The organism is Klebsiella sp. GG_Kp173 (assembly GCF_040062415.1).
Lineage (GTDB): Bacteria > Pseudomonadota > Gammaproteobacteria > Enterobacterales > Enterobacteriaceae > Klebsiella > Klebsiella quasipneumoniae.
This window is the reverse complement of the sequence record NZ_JBEAFZ010000086.1, coordinates 234,850-250,395: the sequence shown is the minus strand read 5'-3', so window position 1 is coordinate 250,395 and position 15,546 is coordinate 234,850. Positions and strand designations below refer to the sequence as shown.

The 15,546-nt window shown below is 57.8% G+C and carries 16 protein-coding genes and 1 pseudogene; 6 read left to right on the top strand and 11 right to left on the bottom strand.

What is annotated here, in order from left to right:
• The 7 genes from rsxC to blr form a co-directional block, all read right to left on the bottom strand.
• Positions 1-1,732, bottom strand: a 1,732-nt coding sequence (gene rsxC / locus ABLU50_RS22020; RefSeq protein ID WP_348864941.1) for an electron transport complex subunit RsxC, incomplete at its 3' end; no start/stop codon positions are given.
• A complete protein-coding gene (gene rsxB, locus ABLU50_RS22015) occupies positions 1,725-2,303 on the bottom strand; it encodes an electron transport complex subunit RsxB (protein WP_004202846.1) in 579 nt (192 codons plus the stop codon). The genes rsxB and rsxC, both read right to left, overlap by 8 nt.
• Positions 2,303-2,884 (bottom strand): electron transport complex subunit RsxA, encoded by a 582-nt coding sequence (gene rsxA / locus ABLU50_RS22010; protein ID WP_002907658.1) that lies wholly within the window; start codon positions 2,882-2,884, stop codon positions 2,303-2,305. The genes rsxB and rsxA overlap by 1 nt, the downstream gene beginning before the upstream one ends.
• A gap of 78 nt (positions 2,885-2,962) precedes the next feature.
• Positions 2,963-3,403: a DUF2569 domain-containing protein gene (locus tag ABLU50_RS22005; RefSeq protein WP_004202845.1), complete on the bottom strand. Its 441-nt coding sequence runs from the start codon at positions 3,401-3,403 to the stop codon at positions 2,963-2,965.
• 75 nt (positions 3,404-3,478) lie between these two features.
• Positions 3,479-3,694 carry a transcription modulator YdgT gene (gene ydgT, locus ABLU50_RS22000; RefSeq protein ID WP_004202843.1) on the bottom strand — a complete coding sequence of 72 codons (216 nt, stop codon included), beginning with the start codon at positions 3,692-3,694 and terminating at the stop codon, positions 3,479-3,481.
• Positions 3,695-3,909: 215 nt separating this feature from the next.
• Positions 3,910-5,280, bottom strand: a complete 1,371-nt coding sequence (locus ABLU50_RS21995) for a GH1 family beta-glucosidase (RefSeq protein ID WP_087833016.1) — start codon at positions 5,278-5,280, stop codon at positions 3,910-3,912.
• Positions 5,281-5,395: 115 nt separating this feature from the next.
• Positions 5,396-5,533 carry a division septum protein Blr gene (gene blr / locus ABLU50_RS21990; protein ID WP_012541534.1) on the bottom strand — a complete coding sequence of 46 codons (138 nt, stop codon included), beginning with the start codon at positions 5,531-5,533 and terminating at the stop codon, positions 5,396-5,398.
• A gap of 190 nt (positions 5,534-5,723) precedes the next feature.
• Between blr and ABLU50_RS21985 the strand changes: the two genes are divergently transcribed.
• Positions 5,724-6,764: an oxidoreductase gene (locus tag ABLU50_RS21985; RefSeq protein WP_087833017.1), complete on the top strand. Its 1,041-nt coding sequence runs from the start codon at positions 5,724-5,726 to the stop codon at positions 6,762-6,764.
• Between the two features lie 35 nt (positions 6,765-6,799).
• Here ABLU50_RS21985 and add read toward each other — a convergent pair whose 3' ends face one another.
• Together add and ABLU50_RS21975 are read right to left on the bottom strand one after the other, a co-directional pair.
• Positions 6,800-7,801 (bottom strand): adenosine deaminase, encoded by a 1,002-nt coding sequence (gene add / locus ABLU50_RS21980; protein WP_004202835.1) that lies wholly within the window; start codon positions 7,799-7,801, stop codon positions 6,800-6,802.
• A gap of 157 nt (positions 7,802-7,958) precedes the next feature.
• Positions 7,959-9,113 (bottom strand): MFS transporter, encoded by a 1,155-nt coding sequence (locus ABLU50_RS21975; protein ID WP_060655925.1) that lies wholly within the window; start codon positions 9,111-9,113, stop codon positions 7,959-7,961.
• 194 nt (positions 9,114-9,307) lie between these two features.
• Between ABLU50_RS21975 and ABLU50_RS21970 the strand changes: the two genes are divergently transcribed.
• Both ABLU50_RS21970 and ABLU50_RS21965 read left to right on the top strand, forming a co-directional pair.
• A complete protein-coding gene (locus ABLU50_RS21970) occupies positions 9,308-9,772 on the top strand; it encodes a helix-turn-helix domain-containing protein (protein WP_057215607.1) in 465 nt (154 codons plus the stop codon).
• Positions 9,773-10,002: 230 nt separating this feature from the next.
• The gene (locus ABLU50_RS21965) at positions 10,003-10,188 is read left to right on the top strand and encodes a hypothetical protein (RefSeq protein ID WP_004202827.1); all 186 of its coding nucleotides are present in this window, start codon (positions 10,003-10,005) and stop codon (positions 10,186-10,188) included.
• Positions 10,189-10,197: 9 nt separating this feature from the next.
• Here the strand turns inward: ABLU50_RS21965 and ABLU50_RS21960 are convergent.
• Positions 10,198-10,566, bottom strand: a pseudogene (locus tag ABLU50_RS21960) (RND transporter).
• Between the two features lie 243 nt (positions 10,567-10,809).
• On the opposite strand from ABLU50_RS21960, the gene cybB reads away from it, so the two are divergent.
• The 3 genes from cybB (at position 10,810) to ABLU50_RS21945 (ending at position 12,859) form a co-directional block, all read left to right on the top strand.
• Complete coding sequence (gene cybB, locus ABLU50_RS21955; protein ID WP_087833018.1) at positions 10,810-11,337, top strand: cytochrome b561; 528 nt, start codon at positions 10,810-10,812, stop codon at positions 11,335-11,337.
• 103 nt (positions 11,338-11,440) lie between these two features.
• The gene (locus ABLU50_RS21950; RefSeq protein WP_004202822.1) at positions 11,441-11,716 is read left to right on the top strand and encodes a metal/formaldehyde-sensitive transcriptional repressor; all 276 of its coding nucleotides are present in this window, start codon (positions 11,441-11,443) and stop codon (positions 11,714-11,716) included.
• Positions 11,717-11,740: 24 nt separating this feature from the next.
• Positions 11,741-12,859 (top strand): S-(hydroxymethyl)glutathione dehydrogenase/class III alcohol dehydrogenase, encoded by a 1,119-nt coding sequence (locus tag ABLU50_RS21945; RefSeq protein WP_004202819.1) that lies wholly within the window; start codon positions 11,741-11,743, stop codon positions 12,857-12,859.
• Positions 12,860-12,927: 68 nt separating this feature from the next.
• Here the strand turns inward: ABLU50_RS21945 and ABLU50_RS21940 are convergent, their stop codons facing one another.
• Positions 12,928-15,300 carry a glucose/quinate/shikimate family membrane-bound PQQ-dependent dehydrogenase gene (locus tag ABLU50_RS21940; RefSeq protein ID WP_087833019.1) on the bottom strand — a complete coding sequence of 791 codons (2,373 nt, stop codon included), beginning with the start codon at positions 15,298-15,300 and terminating at the stop codon, positions 12,928-12,930.
• Positions 15,301-15,546 lie beyond the last annotated feature (246 nt).

Below are 15,546 nucleotides of genomic sequence, written 5' to 3'. Positions count from 1 at the left end.
CCTGCTGTTCGGCTTTGCGCGCTTTGGCGCGGGCGATAGCGGCTTCCACCGCCGCTTTGCGTGGATCGGCAGCGTCGGTCGACGGGGATTCCGCCGGCGCGGCCTGCTGCTGCGCTTTACGCGCCCGGGCTTCGGCCTTCCGCGCTTCGCGGGCGGCAATCGCCTCGCTGTTGTCCGGTCTGGCGCCGGCCTGAATCACGATAGGCTGCGCGGCGTCGCGCTGTTTATCACGTACCCGGGCCAGGGCGGCGTTAATCGCATCCTGATCTTTGGCGGCTGGCTGGACGGCGGCTTTTTTATGCCGCTCGGCGCGGGCCGCTTTCTCACGCTCCAGGCGCGCCTGTCGCGCCTCGAATCGCGCCTTGGCTTCCGCAGCGCGCTGCTCTTCCAGACGAATCGCCGCGATCTCGGCTTTCTCCTGGCGGAAGTACTGCACCAGCGGAATATTGCTTGGGCATACCCACGCGCACGCGCCGCATTCGATGCAGTCCGCCAGATTGTGAGCGGTGGCTTTATCGTGCTGCTGGCCTTTACTGAACCAGTACAGCTGCTGCGGCAGCAGATCGGCCGGGCAGGCGTCGGCGCAGGCGCTACAGCGAATGCAGCCTTTTTCTTCCTGCGGCTCGCCCATTTCGCTGGCGGAGGGCGCTAAGAGACAGTTGGTGATCTTCACTACCGGGACGTCGAGCCCCGGCAGAGTAAAGCCCATCAGCGGGCCGCCCATGATCACCATCGGCTCAGCGCTGGCGCAGAATCCGGCGTCGTTCAACAGATGGCGCACCGGCGTGCCAAGGCGCGCCCAGACATTGCCCGGCCGGGTTACCGCCTCGCCGGTGAGGGTGACCACGCGCTCGGTTAACGGTTCGCCGTCAATTACCGCGCGTTTCACCGCGTAGGCTGTACCGACGTTCTGCATTAGCACGCCAATGTCCGAAGAACGACCGCCGTGCGGCACCTGTTTCCCGGTGAGAATCTGGGTGAGCTGCTTGGCGCCACCGGAGGGGTATTTGGTGGGGATCACGCGCAGCGAAATGCCATGGGCGTCGCAGAGTACCGCCCGCAGCATGGAGATGGCCTGCGGCTTATTGTCTTCAATGCCGATCAGCACCTCGTCAGGCTGCAGAATGTGGGCGAGGATGCGGATCCCTTCGACAATCTGCGCCGCGCAGTCCTGCATCAGGCGGTCGTCCGCCGTGATATAGGGTTCGCACTCGGCGGCGTTAATGATCAGTGTTTTAATTTTATCGCCGCCGCCGCGCAGTTTACTGCCGGTGGGGAAGCCGGCGCCGCCGAGGCCGGCAACGCCAAACTGGTGGATGCGCTCAATCAGCGCTTCACGTGTGCGGGTCTGGTAGTCGCTCCAGCCGTCGCGTTCGATCCAGCGGTCTTCGCCGTCGGCGTCAATGATCACGCTCATCTCCGCCAGCGCGGATGGATGGGCGGTGGTGTGCGGGGCGATAGCGACAACGGTGCCGGAGGTGGGGGCGTGAACCGGCAGCATTCTTCCCCAACCGCGGGTTAGCGGCTGGCCGCGCAGCACCCGGTCGCCTACTTTGACGCACAGTTCGCCTTCGGCGCCGATGTGCTGCTTCAGCGGGATCACAAAGCGCTGCGGCAGGGAAACCTGGCGCAGCGGGGTGCCGTTTGACTGGGTTTTCATCTCCGGCGGGTGAATACCGCCGTTAAAATCCCAGACTTTGTCTTTTCGGAAAGCGGAAAATAGCTTAAACATGTTGTTCCACAGGAATATTTCGCACCGGGATCGTATGGAGATCCCATTTCCAGGTCTCCGGGGTGGTCGCCACCGGAACGAGTGAAATGCACTGGGTCGGGCAGGGGGCAACGCACAGGTTGCAGCCGGTGCATAGGTCGCTCATCACGGTATGCATGGCGCGGGTCGCCCCGACAATGGCATCCACGGGACACGCCTGAATACATTTGGTGCAGCCGATGCAGTTCGGCTCGTCAATCACGGCGAGCATGCGGGCCGGCTCGGCTGCCTGCTCGTCGCCGTCGACAGGCTGCGGGTCGACGTTGAGCAAGGCGGCGATTTTTAACATCACCGCTTCACCACCCGGCGCGCAGCGATTAATTTTCTCACCCTGCACGCCCACCGCTTCCGCATAGGGGCGGCAGCCAGGGTAGCCGCACTGCCCACATTGACTCTGCGGTAACAGTTCATCAATTTTTTCCACCACCGGGTCGTCCTGCACCGCGAAACGGCGCGATGCATACCCCAGTATTAAGCCGAAAATCAGCCCTAACAGGCTGATGGCGATCACGGCTATCCAGACTGCGCTCATTACAACTTCACCAAACCACTAAAGCCCATAAAGGCCAGAGACATTAAACCGGCGGTAATCAGCGCGATGGCATTACCGCGGAACGGCGCGGGGACATCGGCCACCACCAGACGCTCGCGGATCGCCGCGAACAGCACCATCACCAGCGAGAAGCCGACGGCGGCGGCAAAGCCGTACAGCGCCGACTGCAGGAAATTGTGGCCCAGGTTGATGTTCAGCAGCGCCACCCCGAGCACCGCGCAGTTGGTGGTGATCAGCGGCAAAAAGATCCCCAGCAGGCGATAGAGCGCCGGGCTGGTTTTACGCACCACCATCTCAGTGAACTGGACCACCACGGCGATAACCAGAATAAAGGCCAGGGTACGTAAATAAACCAGATTTAGCGGGATAAGGATCCAGGTATCAATCAGCCAGGCGCAAATAGAGGCCAGGGTCATCACGAAGGTGGTGGCGAGCCCCATCCCCATTGCGGTTTCCAGCTTTTTGGAAACCCCCATAAACGGACACAGGCCAAGGAACTTCACCAAAACGAAGTTATTGACAAGGACAGTACCGATAAAGAGCAGTAAATAATCAGCCATCATGCGACCTGAAACGAAAAAAAGCCGCTTATTATCGAATAAAACGATACCGGCGACAACAGGTTAAGTGTGGGGTTATTACGGATTAACAAAGGTCCGTTTTACCCGCTGTGAACGGCGAAAATAGGGCGCCAGCAGCGCGGCGGCCAGCAGCGGAAACAGTAGCTGACGCAGTGCAAGGACATCCGAAACGGGGGAGAAGGCAAACGCCTTTATCGCCAGCAGCAGCGTAATGAGCAGCCAGATAATATAGTGTTTCGGCACCAGCGAGCGCCGCTTGAAAAAGGCGATGGTCAGCCAGAGCGTATAAAACCACATGGCGAGGGCAAACAGCAACGAGGCGACCCACAGCGCCATGTGTCCGGTGCTCATGGCGCGCAGCAGGGCCCAGGTTTGCGGCGACATGAGAGCATTGGCAAAAAACAGCAGCGATAACGAGGCGCTCAGCAGCGCCACCAGCAACCAGGCCAGCGGTGCCAGCAGCCATCCGCCGATGCGTTCCGCAGATTGAGACGTCATGGTTCTCCCCTATTTAACGCCAGTATATAAAAGCAGGCCGGGAAGTATAAGCAACTGGCGTGAAGGATGACAGTCTTACTGCACGAATCGCCAAACGGATTTAGGCACCTGGCCCACATCGAACAATTTACCGCCGGAAACCAGCTCTGCCCGGCGGTGATCGGCGGCGCGATACATATTAACGATCTCTTCGGTGTCAGTCAGGGAGTAGTTAAGGTGATCAAATAGTTTTTCAAGACTTTCCAGCGAACTGATTTTGCGGAATTTTAATAAATAGTCCAGAACGGTCATTTTCGTATCCATTTTATAATCGGAATAATTACGTTGAATATTATCAGCATTCACTAAACCTACTCTCAACCAACGGCGCCTTCTGCCGGGGCCGCGTGGAATGTTTCAGGTTATATAAACCCATGACAAGGGGCAAAGCCAGCCTTGAAGAGCAGGGAGATGTTTAAGAATATTCTAAATCAGACCGGGCGCCGAATGGCGCCCGCAGGAGAAGATTAACGCTGTTCGCCGCGACTGGCAATAACAGATTTGTACCAATAAAAACTCTTCTTTCGTTTCCGTGCCAGATTTTGCTGGTGGTCCACATAGACAAAGCCATATTGCTTTTGATATCCGTTGAGCCAGCTAAGCAGATCGATAAACGACCAGGGATAATAGCCGCGAACGTCAGCTCCCTGCGCCAGCGCCTTTTCCAGAGCGCCAATATGGCTGCTCAGGTAGTCGATTCGCGGATCGTCGACCACCTCACCGGCAATAATCGGGTCTTTCGCTCCCAGGCCATTCTCGGTGATATAGATCGGGATATCGCCATAGCGCGCCTTGATCATCATAATGCCGTCGGTTAGCCCCTGCGGCCAGATCTCCCAGCCCCATTCGGTATAAGTGCTCTGCGGATTACGCACGAAATAGAATAACCCCTCCACGCCAGGCTCGCCGCCGGTGGGGATTTCGGGCGGCTGGGCGGATACCGTTTCCCGACGATAGTAATTCAGACCGATAAAGTCACAGCGGTTGTCTCGCAGCAGCGCGTCGTCGCCTGGAGCAAAGCGCGGTACTCCCCACAGGGCTTGAGTCTGCGCCAGCAGAGCAGCAGGATAGGTGCCTTTTAGCACCGGATCGTACAGCCAGTGGGTATGGATGGCGTCAGCCAGGTCGGTAGCCTGCCTGTCCGCCTCGCTGTCGGTGAGCGGGGTATGCGGCTGCAGCACATTGACGAAACCAATCTCGCCCGCCACGGCCATCTCGCGAAACGCCTTCACCGCCAGCGCATGGGCGATAAACACGTGATGACAGGCCTGGATGGCGCGCGCCGGATCGCGAACGGCCGGCGGATGCAGGCCGTTAATGTAGCCGTGGCCGATAAAGACGATGGTCTCGTTAAAGGTAGCCCACAGCTTCACCCGCGAACCAAAGCGGGCGTAGCACAGGCGGGCGTACTCGGCGAAGGCTTCGCCGGTGCTGCGTGCTTCCCAGCCGCCCTCATCCTGCAGGGCCTGCGGCAGGTCCCAGTGATAGAGGGTAATCATCGGCTCAATATTATGCGCCAGCAGTTCATCGATCAGATCGCTATAAAACTGCACGCCTGCTTCATTAATCTCGCCGCGCCCGGTGGGCAGCAGGCGCGGCCAGGAGATGGAAAAGCGATAGCTCTGCAGGCCCATCTCGGCCATCAACGCCACGTCTTCGCGAAAACGGTGATAGTGATCGACGGCGATATCGCCGGTGGTCCCTTCAAAGGTGGTTCCCGGCAGGTGAGAGTAGATATCCCAGATTGACGGTCCTTTACCGTCAGCGTCGTGCCCACCTTCAACCTGATACGCTGCGGTAGCGGCACCCCATAAAAAATGTTGCGGAAAAGCGGCCATGAAAAAGCTCCCAGTCTGATGATAGAGGGAGTGTAATCAAAGCAAGGATAACTGTGCAACCGGTTTCTGAAACCGGTTGCACAGTTGCGAAGCGGGTCACTGTTTCACGGCGACGCTACTTTGTCTGCACCACATCCGCTGGCGGTGGCGACTGGTAGTTATCAATATGGTGCGCGATAACCAAAAGCAGTGCGGAAATCCCAAAAACAATCCAGCCAATAAGTTCTACAATACGAGTAAAAACAGTCGTCATAACACTTCAATATCCTTTGAACACAGTGGGAAATGTTACTCTATGGTCAGCAGATCACAAGGGGTATCTGTCTGATTTTGCACGCATGCGTTAAAACCTTAAGTGAAAAAATGATAAGTTTTATTCACGTTTTGTAAGAATATTCTCATTAGTCAGATATTGACATCAGCTGAATAAGAGAGGCGGTTAAATGAGTGATGCGATCCGGGTGGGGCTGGTGGGCTATGGCTATGCCAGCAAAACGTTTCACGCGCCATTAATCAGCGGCACGCCGGGCCTGGCGCTGACGACTGTCTCCAGCAGCGACGCGGCCAAAGTTCATGCCGACTGGCCTGGCGCGAAGGTGGTCAGTGCGGCGGGTGAATTGCTGAACGACCCGGAGATCGATCTGGTGGTCATCGCCACGCCGAACGACACCCACTTCCCACTGGCGAAAGCGGCGCTGGAGGCCGGTAAGCACGTGGTGGTGGATAAACCCTTTACCGTGACACTGTCACAGGCTCGTGAGCTGGAGAGCCTGGCGAAGCACTGTGGCCGGGTGCTGTCGGTATTTCACAATCGGCGCTGGGACAGTGATTTCTTAACGGTCAGAACGTTAATCGACGAAGGCCTGCTGGGAGAGGTGTGTTACTTCGAATCCCATTTCGACCGCTTCCGCCCGCAGGTACGCCAGCTCTGGCGGGAACAGGCGGGCTCCGGGAGTGGAATTTGGTATGATCTCGGACCGCATCTGCTCGACCAGGCGGTGGTGCTATTTGGTCTGCCGGTGAGCATCACGGTGGATCTCGCTCAACTTCGGCCCGGCGCGCAATCCACCGACTATTTTCACGCGGTGCTGGCCTATCCACAGCGGCGGGTGGTGCTGCACGGCACATTGCTCGCCGCCGCGGAGAGCGCGCGCTTTATCGTCCACGGCTCGCGGGCCAGCTTTATCAAGTACGGTCTCGACCCGCAGGAGGAGCGGCTGAAAAATGGCGAGCGTTTGCCGCAGGAGGACTGGGGGTATGATATGCGTGACGGTACCCTGACCCGCGCCGAAGGCGACGAACGTAGCGAGGAGACATGGCTGACGCTACCGGGCAATTATCCCGCTTACTATGCCGCTATCCGCGATGCGCTCAATGGGGTGGGAGAAAACCCGGTTCCGGCCAGCGAGGCGATTCAAATCATGACCCTGCTTGAGCTCGGTATCGAGTCGGCCCGGCATCGCGCCACGCTCAGCCTTGTGTAAGAGATAGCCCGGCAGCGCGGCTGCCGGGCCGGCTATCAGCCTTTAGCCACCCGCTGAATGAGCGCGGCTTTTTCCTGTTCGCTCAGAAACGCCTGGGTCAGACCATTGATCTGGGCCTGGCGGATCTGCTCCCGGCTCAGGCCCGCCGCCGGCGCCGCCACGGTGTATTCGTGGATAATATCGACCCCCTGGACCGCCGGATCGTCAGTGTTGAGGCTCGCCAGCACGCCGTGCTCAAGGAACTGCTTCAGCGGATGCTGGGCCAGAGAGGGTACGGTACTGGTTTGCACGTTCGAGGTGAGACAGGATTCAATCCCGATGCGGTGCTCGGCCAGATAGTCCATCAGGGCGGGATCCTGTACCGCTTTTACCCCGTGGCCGATACGCTCGGCGCCCAGCTCACGAATGGCCTGCCAGATACTTTCCGGGCCGGCCGCTTCGCCAGCGTGAACGGTGATATGCCACCCGGCATCGCGGGCCTGGTTAAAATGACTAAGGAACAGCGCCCCCGGGAAGCCCAGCTCATCGCCAGCGAGGTCGAGGGCGGTGATGCCATCGCGGTGGGCGAGCAGCGCCGCGAGCTCTTCCTGACAGGCCGCTTCGCCAAAGGTGCGGCTTAAAATGCCGATCAGGCGGGCGTCGACCTGAAAATCGCGGCACCCCTCACGTACCCCGGCGATCACTGCCTCTACCACGCCGTCAACCGGCAACTGGTGGGTCATCGCCATATAGCGTGGGGAGAAGCGCAGCTCCACGTAGTGCAGGCCATTGCGCGCCGCGTCTTCGACGTTCTCATACGCCACGCGACGGCAGGCTTCCAGCGAGGCCAGGACTTTCACCCCCCAGTCGAGCTTGGCGAGAAAACTGACCAGATCGGGCTCCAGGCTGGTGACCTGGACGTGGGGACGCAGCGTGTCAAGGGTGGTAGCGGGAAGGGTGATATTAAACTCGCGGCCAAGATCGAGGATGGTTTGGGCCCGGATGTTACCGTCAAGGTGGCGGTGAATGTCGGTTAATGGCAATGAGGAATCAATCATGGTCGCACTCTTTTTTTAGTTAAAGTGCACGTCATTATACAACATGAGCATAACTGTTTAAAAGCATTGAAAAAATCTATGCGATACAAACAGCTGGGGGCAATCAGGTCATTTTTACGCGCTTTTTGACTGGCCCCTTCAAAACAGGGGCCGAATGTCATGATCGACGCGATCCTGACCAGACAAGAAAAGCACACGCGCTGACCGCGGCACCCGCAAGGCAGACCGCCTGCCATCCCCAGTGGGAATAAAGCTGTGTGGCAACGATAGCACCTGCCGCGCTACCCAGCGAATAAAAACACATGTAAGCCCCAACCAGGCGGCTTGCTGCTGCAGGCCTGGCGGCAATGATCAGGCTCTGGTTAGAGACATGTACGGCCTGTACCGCAAAGTCCAGCGCAATGACACCAGCTAACAGCCAGAGCAAAGAGGTTTCAACATAGGCGATAGGCAGCCATGAGAGAGCCAGCAGCGCCAGCGCCAAGCCGGTAGTACGCTGAGCCCATCCCTGGTCAGCCCACTTTCCCGCTCTTGAGGCGGCCAGCACGCCAGCGAGGCCGGCTAAGCCAAACATCCCCGCCTGGGTGTGCGAGAGGGAAAGGGCGGTAAGCGGCATGACCATAGTTGTCCATAGCATGCTGAAGGCGGCGAAGATAAGAAGCGCCAGGATGCCGCGCTTTCTCAGTTGCGGTTCAGTGATATATAGCTGAAACACTGACTTCAATAAGGAAAGGTAGGTGGACTTTTGTGGCTGCGATTGCTTTGAGGGCGAAGGCATGACCTTCCAGACGACACCGGCCATCAACAGCATCATACAGGCAGCCGTGAGATAAACGGCTCGCCAGCCGGCAATATCGGCTATCGCGCCTGAGATAAACCGAGACAACAGGATGCCTGAAACAATTCCGCTGGTCAGGGTACCCACCGCCTGGCCTCGTTTCTGCGGTGTCGCCAGTATTGCCACCCACGCCACCATCAACTGCACCACAACGGCCATCAGGCCAACGATCAGCATGGCGCCAAGCAGAGTGGCTATATTGGGGGATAACCCTGCTACAACTAACGCCGCCGCTGAAAGCAACAGCTGAGTCATCACCACGTATTTACGGTTCAGCCAGTCCCCGAGCGGAACCAGGAACAGTAAGCCAATGGCATAGCCCAACTGCGTAGCGGTGATGACGCCGCCAATCATGCCTGGCGCCACCTTGAGGCTGACCGCCATCGAGTCGAGTAAAGGTTGAGCTGAATAAACGTTGGCTACCGCCAGCGCGCAGGTCAGTGAAAACAACGTCGTTATCCCTGCGGTGAGCATCGCGTCAGGGGCTAACGCGGTTTGAATTCCGTGGCCGGTACACCTGCTTGTCTTATCTTTCATAAGAGACCTTCTATCTGGTTGCTTTTTAAAACTCGTTTACCTATAGAAATAGCCATAGTGGTTTTTTTTTGCAACTGGTAAAACGGAAGATTAAGCTAGCATTAGTAGACAGATTGATGAGGAGCGCGCAGATGGCAAAACAGGAATCACTCAGAACTAGTGAATGTCCGGTGGCGAGAACGTTGGAATCAATTGGTGAACGCTGGTGCCTGATGATTATCCGCGAAGCATTTGACGATGTACGGAGATTCAGCGAGTTTCAAAAAAATTTAGGGCTGGCCAAAAATATCCTTGCCGCGCGCCTGAAGCACCTGGTCGAGATCGGTATTTTCGAGATTTTACCGGCATCGGATGGCAGCGCATATAAGGAATACGTCCTGACTGAAAAGGGGCGCTCCGTGTTTCCCATTGTTGTGGCGATGCGTCAATGGGGAGAGCGTTATATGTTTGAGCAGGGAGAAACCTACTCTGTCCTGCTGGATAACGAACACGGCCAGCCGCTTCAATATCTGGTTGTGCGTTCCGCTCAGGGAGATAAATTGCAACCAGGCGACTGTCATCGCCGGCGCGTTGTATCAGATACCAGCGCCGAATAATGTCGTGAAGGGTTTGCGGGATTCTAGTGAGAATACGATCGTACCGCTAAAGGGTTGTGGAACAATCCTGACCTATTTTTTGCGCACTGCTTCTGATGCTAACTCCCCGGACGCGTAACAGTGACCCGCCGCCAGCCGCATAATCATTTACATTTATATTTTATTTGAATGTATTCATGTTACATATTAAATTCTGCTTACTTTATCGACGATGAGGCAGGGATGCGGATGTGGAAAGCGTAATCCATAATAATATTGAGGGTTTTCTGCTGTTGTTATTAAGCATGTGGCCCATTCTGCTGGTGGTATTCGTTGGCGTCGCGATCTCCTTCTATACCATGCTGTTACGCAAAACGGCGCTGGCCTGCCTGCTGTTCGCCGTCGCCATCGGCGCCGCAGGCTGGAGCTTTGCCTGACGCCAGGCCTCAGGGTTTATCCAGCAGGCTCATACTGGAGGTGGCGGCGCCATCATTCAGATTGGACGGCGAATGCCAGTCGCGACCCGCCAGGGCGCTGTCTCCCTGACCACTACTGGCGACGCTGTCCTGCTGCGTCGACAGCGTTGACCCTTCAAGCGCTTCCTCTGCCCCCGACTGGTCGGGCAGAGAACTGCTATACCCGCCATTATTCTAATACGTATCCATACCGTTGACTTCATTCGGCACCGTGTCGGTAGTGGTCCCGTCATCGTTAATGCAAAATGAGCCGCCGATGCCGTTAGGCTGACAGTCCGCGGCGAAAGTCGGGCTGGCCAGCGCGGTCAGCAGCAATAGCGGTAAGCTCATTTTCTTCATTTTCATCTCCATACGCAGCGTGGGCGACAGATGTTCTCAACTATAGAGGGGAGAGCGCGGCGGCAGGTAACAAAAATGTTTAATTTTGTAATAGCGGATGGTATCCGGCGCCCGTTCGCGTGGTCCGGGTGCAGCGGCTCGGCACAATGCGGTAATCAATTGTTAATTCAACGTAAAGGTTAATGAAAATTTAAGAGAAGGCCGCTATGTTGGCACAATCACACTTTCCATTAAGGATATTCCATGCGCGATAAATATTCCGGCCTGCAGATCGGCATCCACTGGCTGGTCTTTCTGCTGGTGGTGGTGGCCTATGCGGCGATGGAGCTGCGCGGATTTTTCCCCCGCAGCGATCGGCCGCTGATCAATATGGTTCATGTTTCCTGCGGAATCACCATTTGCGTGCTGATGGTGGCGCGTCTGCTGGTGCGGCTGAAAATGCCGACGCCGCCGATCGTGCCAAAGCCGTCACCGATGATGACTGGTTTCGCCCATCTCGGCCATCTGATTATCTATCTGCTGTTTATCGTCCTGCCGCTGATTGGCATGGTAATGATGTACTGGCGCGGGAATCCCTGGTACGCCTTTGGCCTGACGATGCCGTATGCTCCGCAGAGCGATTTTGAGCGGGTGGACACCCTGAAAGCGATCCATGAATGGTTAGCGAACGCCGGTTACTTCGTGATTGGCCTGCATGCCTTTGCTGCGCTGCTCCATCATTACTGGTGGAAAGATAATACCCTGCTGCGAATGATGCCCCATAAGCGCTGAAGGGTTTGCTTCAACATTCAGACCCCGTCCCGCGACGGGGTTTTTTTGCCTTTGTGGTGAATAAAATATAGTATACCCCCCTATATGATACGGAGGCGTTATCGTGCCACATTCACCTGAAGATAAAAAACGGGCGCTCAGCCGCGTACGACGCATCCGCGGCCAGGTTGAAGCCCTTGAACGCGCGCTGGAGTCCGGCGAGCCCTGTATGACTATCCTGCAGCAGATCGCCTCGATTCGCGGGGCGGCAAACGGTCTGATGGGCGAAATGGTGGAGATCCACCTGCAGGACGAGCTGGTCAGCGGCGACACCACCCCGGACCAGCGGGCCGCGAGAATGGCAGAGGTCGGTCATCTGCTACGATCCTATTTAAAATAACATCACGACGAGGAAGAGACAGTTATGAAATCACGCGCAGCAGTGGCCTTTGGCCCCGGTCAGCCGTTAAAAATCGTAGAGATTGACGTCGCGCCGCCGAAAAAAGGCGAAGTTCTGGTGAAAATCACCCATACCGGCGTGTGCCATACCGATGCTTTCACCCTTTCCGGCGACGATCCGGAAGGGGTCTTCCCGGCGGTGCTGGGCCATGAAGGCGGCGGCGTGGTCGTGGAAGTGGGCGAGGGCGTCACCAGCCTTAAGCCGGGCGATCATGTCATCCCGCTGTATACCGCCGAATGCGGCGAGTGCAAATTCTGTAAGTCGGGTAAAACCAATCTTTGTCAGGCGGTACGCGCTACCCAGGGCAAAGGGCTGATGCCGGACGGCACCACCCGTTTCTCGTATAACGGCGAACCGATTTATCACTACATGGGCACCAGCACCTTCAGCGAATACACGGTCTGCGCTGAGATCTCGCTGGCGAAAGTCAATCCGCAGGCGCCGCTGGATAAAGTGTGTCTGCTGGGCTGCGGCGTGACCACCGGTATCGGCGCGGTGCACAACACGGCGAAGGTTAAGGCCGGGGATACCGTCGCGGTCTTTGGTCTGGGCGGCATCGGCCTGGCGGTGATCCAGGGCGCTGTGCAGGCGCAAGCCGGGCGCATTCTGGCAGTCGATACCAACCCGGATAAGTTCACTCTCGCTAAAGAGATGGGGGCTACCGACTTTATCAACCCCAACGACTACGATAAGCCGATTCAGGATGTGATTGTTGAGCTGACCGACGGCGGGGTGGATTTCAGCTTCGAGTGCATCGGTAATGTCAATGTGATGCGCGCGGCGCTGGAGTGCTGCCATAAGGGCTGGGGCGAGAGCGTCATTATCGGCGTGGCCGGCGCCGGGCAGGAGATCAAGACCCGTCCGTTCCAGCTGGTGACAGGCCGCGTGTGGCGCGGCTCCGCCTTTGGCGGCGTGAAAGGCCGTAGCCAGCTGCCGGGAATGGTGGAAGACGCGATGGCGGGTAAAATTCGCCTCGACCCGTTTATTACTCATCGCCTGCCGCTGGAGCAGATTAACGAGGCCTTTGACCTGATGCATGAAGGCAAATCGATTCGCACCGTGATCCACTTTGGCGACCAGTAATCGCTAACGCGAAAGGCGTTTCGGCAACAGCAAAAAAGGGCCCGGATGGGCCCTTTTGCTTAAGTCAATCAGTGATGGTCAGGGAGCGCGTAGGCGATAATGTAATCGCCGCGATCCGGAGACTGACGGGCGCCGCCCGCATTGATAATGATGTACTGCTTACCGGTTTTCGGCGACACGTAGGTCATCGGGCCTGACTGGCTGCCAACCGGCAGACGGGATTTCCAGATCTCCTTGCCGTTAGCGGTATCAAAGGCGCGCAGGTAGAAATCCTGAGTGCCGGCGAAGAACAGCAGCCCGGACTGCGTCGCCAGCGACGCGCCAAGGGTCGGCATACCGATCGGAATCGGCATGTGCATGCGGATCCCCAGCGGCCCGGTATCCTCTACGGTACCTACCGGCACCTGCCACACCAGTTTCCCGGTTTTCAGATCCACCGCGGACATGGTGCCGAACGGCGGCTTCTGGCACGGAATGCCCAGCGGCGACAGGAAACGTTCGCGCATGGCGCCAAACGGCGTGCCTTCCATCGGCACGATGCCCATCTCGATGCCGCTGGCGTCTTTTGCCACCTTCTCGCGCGGCACCATATAGTTGGCGAGACCCAGACGCATATCGTTAACGAACATCAGGCTGTTGTTGGGATCCACCGAGACGCTGCCCCAGTTCATGCCGCCAAGCGAGCCCGGGAACTGCAGGGAGCGGTCTTCTCCCGGCGGGGTAAAGACGCCCTGATGGCGCATCTCTTTGAACTGGATACGGCACAGCAGCAGGTCGATCGGCGTCGCGCCCCACATATCGGACTCGGTCAGCGTCTGGTTACCGATCATCGGCATTCCCACCGAGTAAGGCTGCGTCGGCGAGTAGCGCTCGCCTTTGACATTGCCCACCGGCACCGGCCGCTCTTCCACTTTCGCCACCGGCTCGCCGGTTTCGCGGTTGAGCATAAAGATCATGCCCTGCTTGCTGGTCTGCACCAGCACCGGGGTGGTGCCGCCCTTGCCGTCAGGCAGATCGTACAGCAGCGGCTGTGACGGCAGGTCAAAGTCCCACAGGTCGTGGTGGGTGGTCTGGAAATGCCAGCGTACCTGGCCGGTAGCGGCATCCACGGCGACGATGGAGGAGCTGTATTTATCGTCCAGCGCGGTTCGTTCGCCGCCAAAGAAGTCAGGCGTAGCGTTACCGGTCGGCAGATAGATCAGGTTCAGCTTCGCGTCGTAAGACATCGCCGACCAGACGTTCGGCGTGCCGCGCGTATAGGTCTGGCCCTCCGGCGGTACGCCGGTCAGCGCCGGATTACCCGGATCCCACGCCCAGGCCAGTTTACCGGTGTGGACGTCAAACGCACGGACCACCCCCGGCGGTTCGCCGGTAGAGTAGTTATCCGCGACGCGGCCGCCCACAACCACCACATTGCCCGCGACCAGCGGGGTGGAGGTCTGCTGATAGTAGCCTGCTTTGACTTCGCCCATCCCGACGCTAAGGTCGACAATACCGCGATCGCCGAAGCTCTCGCACAGTTTGCCGGTGTCGGCATCAATGGCGATCAGGCGGGCATCGATCGTCGGCAGGAACAGACGACGGGAGCAGGCGGCAGGCTGGGCGCCTGACGCTGGCGTCGTCTGCGCCTGGCTGTCTTCGTAATAGCCTAAGCCGCGGCAGCGCTGCCAGTTGGGCGAAGAGGATTTGGAGTCATAGCGCCATTTCTCTTTGCCGCTGTCGACATCCAGCGCCAGCACTTTGCTGTAAGGGGTACAGACATAGAGGGTATCGCCAATCTGCAGCGGGGTATTCTGATCTTCCGCGCCGGAGCCATTGCTCTGTGGGATATCGCCAGTATGCGCCACCCAGGCTACCTGCAGCTGGTTGACGTTTTGCTTGTTGATTTGATCCAGGGCGGCGAAGCGGTCGCCGTGGGTGGTGTTGCCCCAGTGCGCCCAGTTTTTCTGCTCTTCGCCCGGCGCGACGGGTTTCACCGGCACCGCTTCCGTGGCGCTGACCAGCGGTTCGGATTTAAACATCCAGCCAAAGCTTCCCGCCAGCGCCACGGCGAGCACGGCGGCGATAGTAAAAGCCGGGCCTTTTTTCGCCGGCGAGCTGGCAAGGAAAGGCCAGACCAGGGCGGCGAGGAAGGCCAGCACGCCAAAGGCGAACAGACGCGAGAAGAGCGGCCAGAAGTTCCAGCCAGCGTCGCCGATCGCCCAGATCACCGAAGCGATAAACGCCACGGCGTACAGCAGAATACCCCCGCGGCGGCGACGGAAAATCAGCACCGCCGCGATAACCATCACCACGCCCATCAGCGCGAAGTACAGCGTGCCGCCGACGAGAGCCAGTTTTGCCCCCAGAATACCGATAGCCAGACCGATGATGAGCATCAGTCCGGCGAGAAGCCACTGCAGGATCCGGGGGAATCCGCGCGGCGCGTTGCCAGTTGTCATGAAATCTCCTTAACCACACCAGCCACCTCAGTGCGAACCAAATGAAACAAAGTTATTTTGTTTTATTTTTGAATGAAGTGGTTTGTATCTTCATAAAGCCAAGTTTATTGCCTGTTTTGATTTCGTATGAACCATTTGGTGAAATCGCGATATGATAGATCTGTTAAAGAAATTTGCGCAAATGTTAATAAATAATTTCGCACTAAATGATTATTTTGCTGAATGTGACGCAGTCAGCGTTGGCTC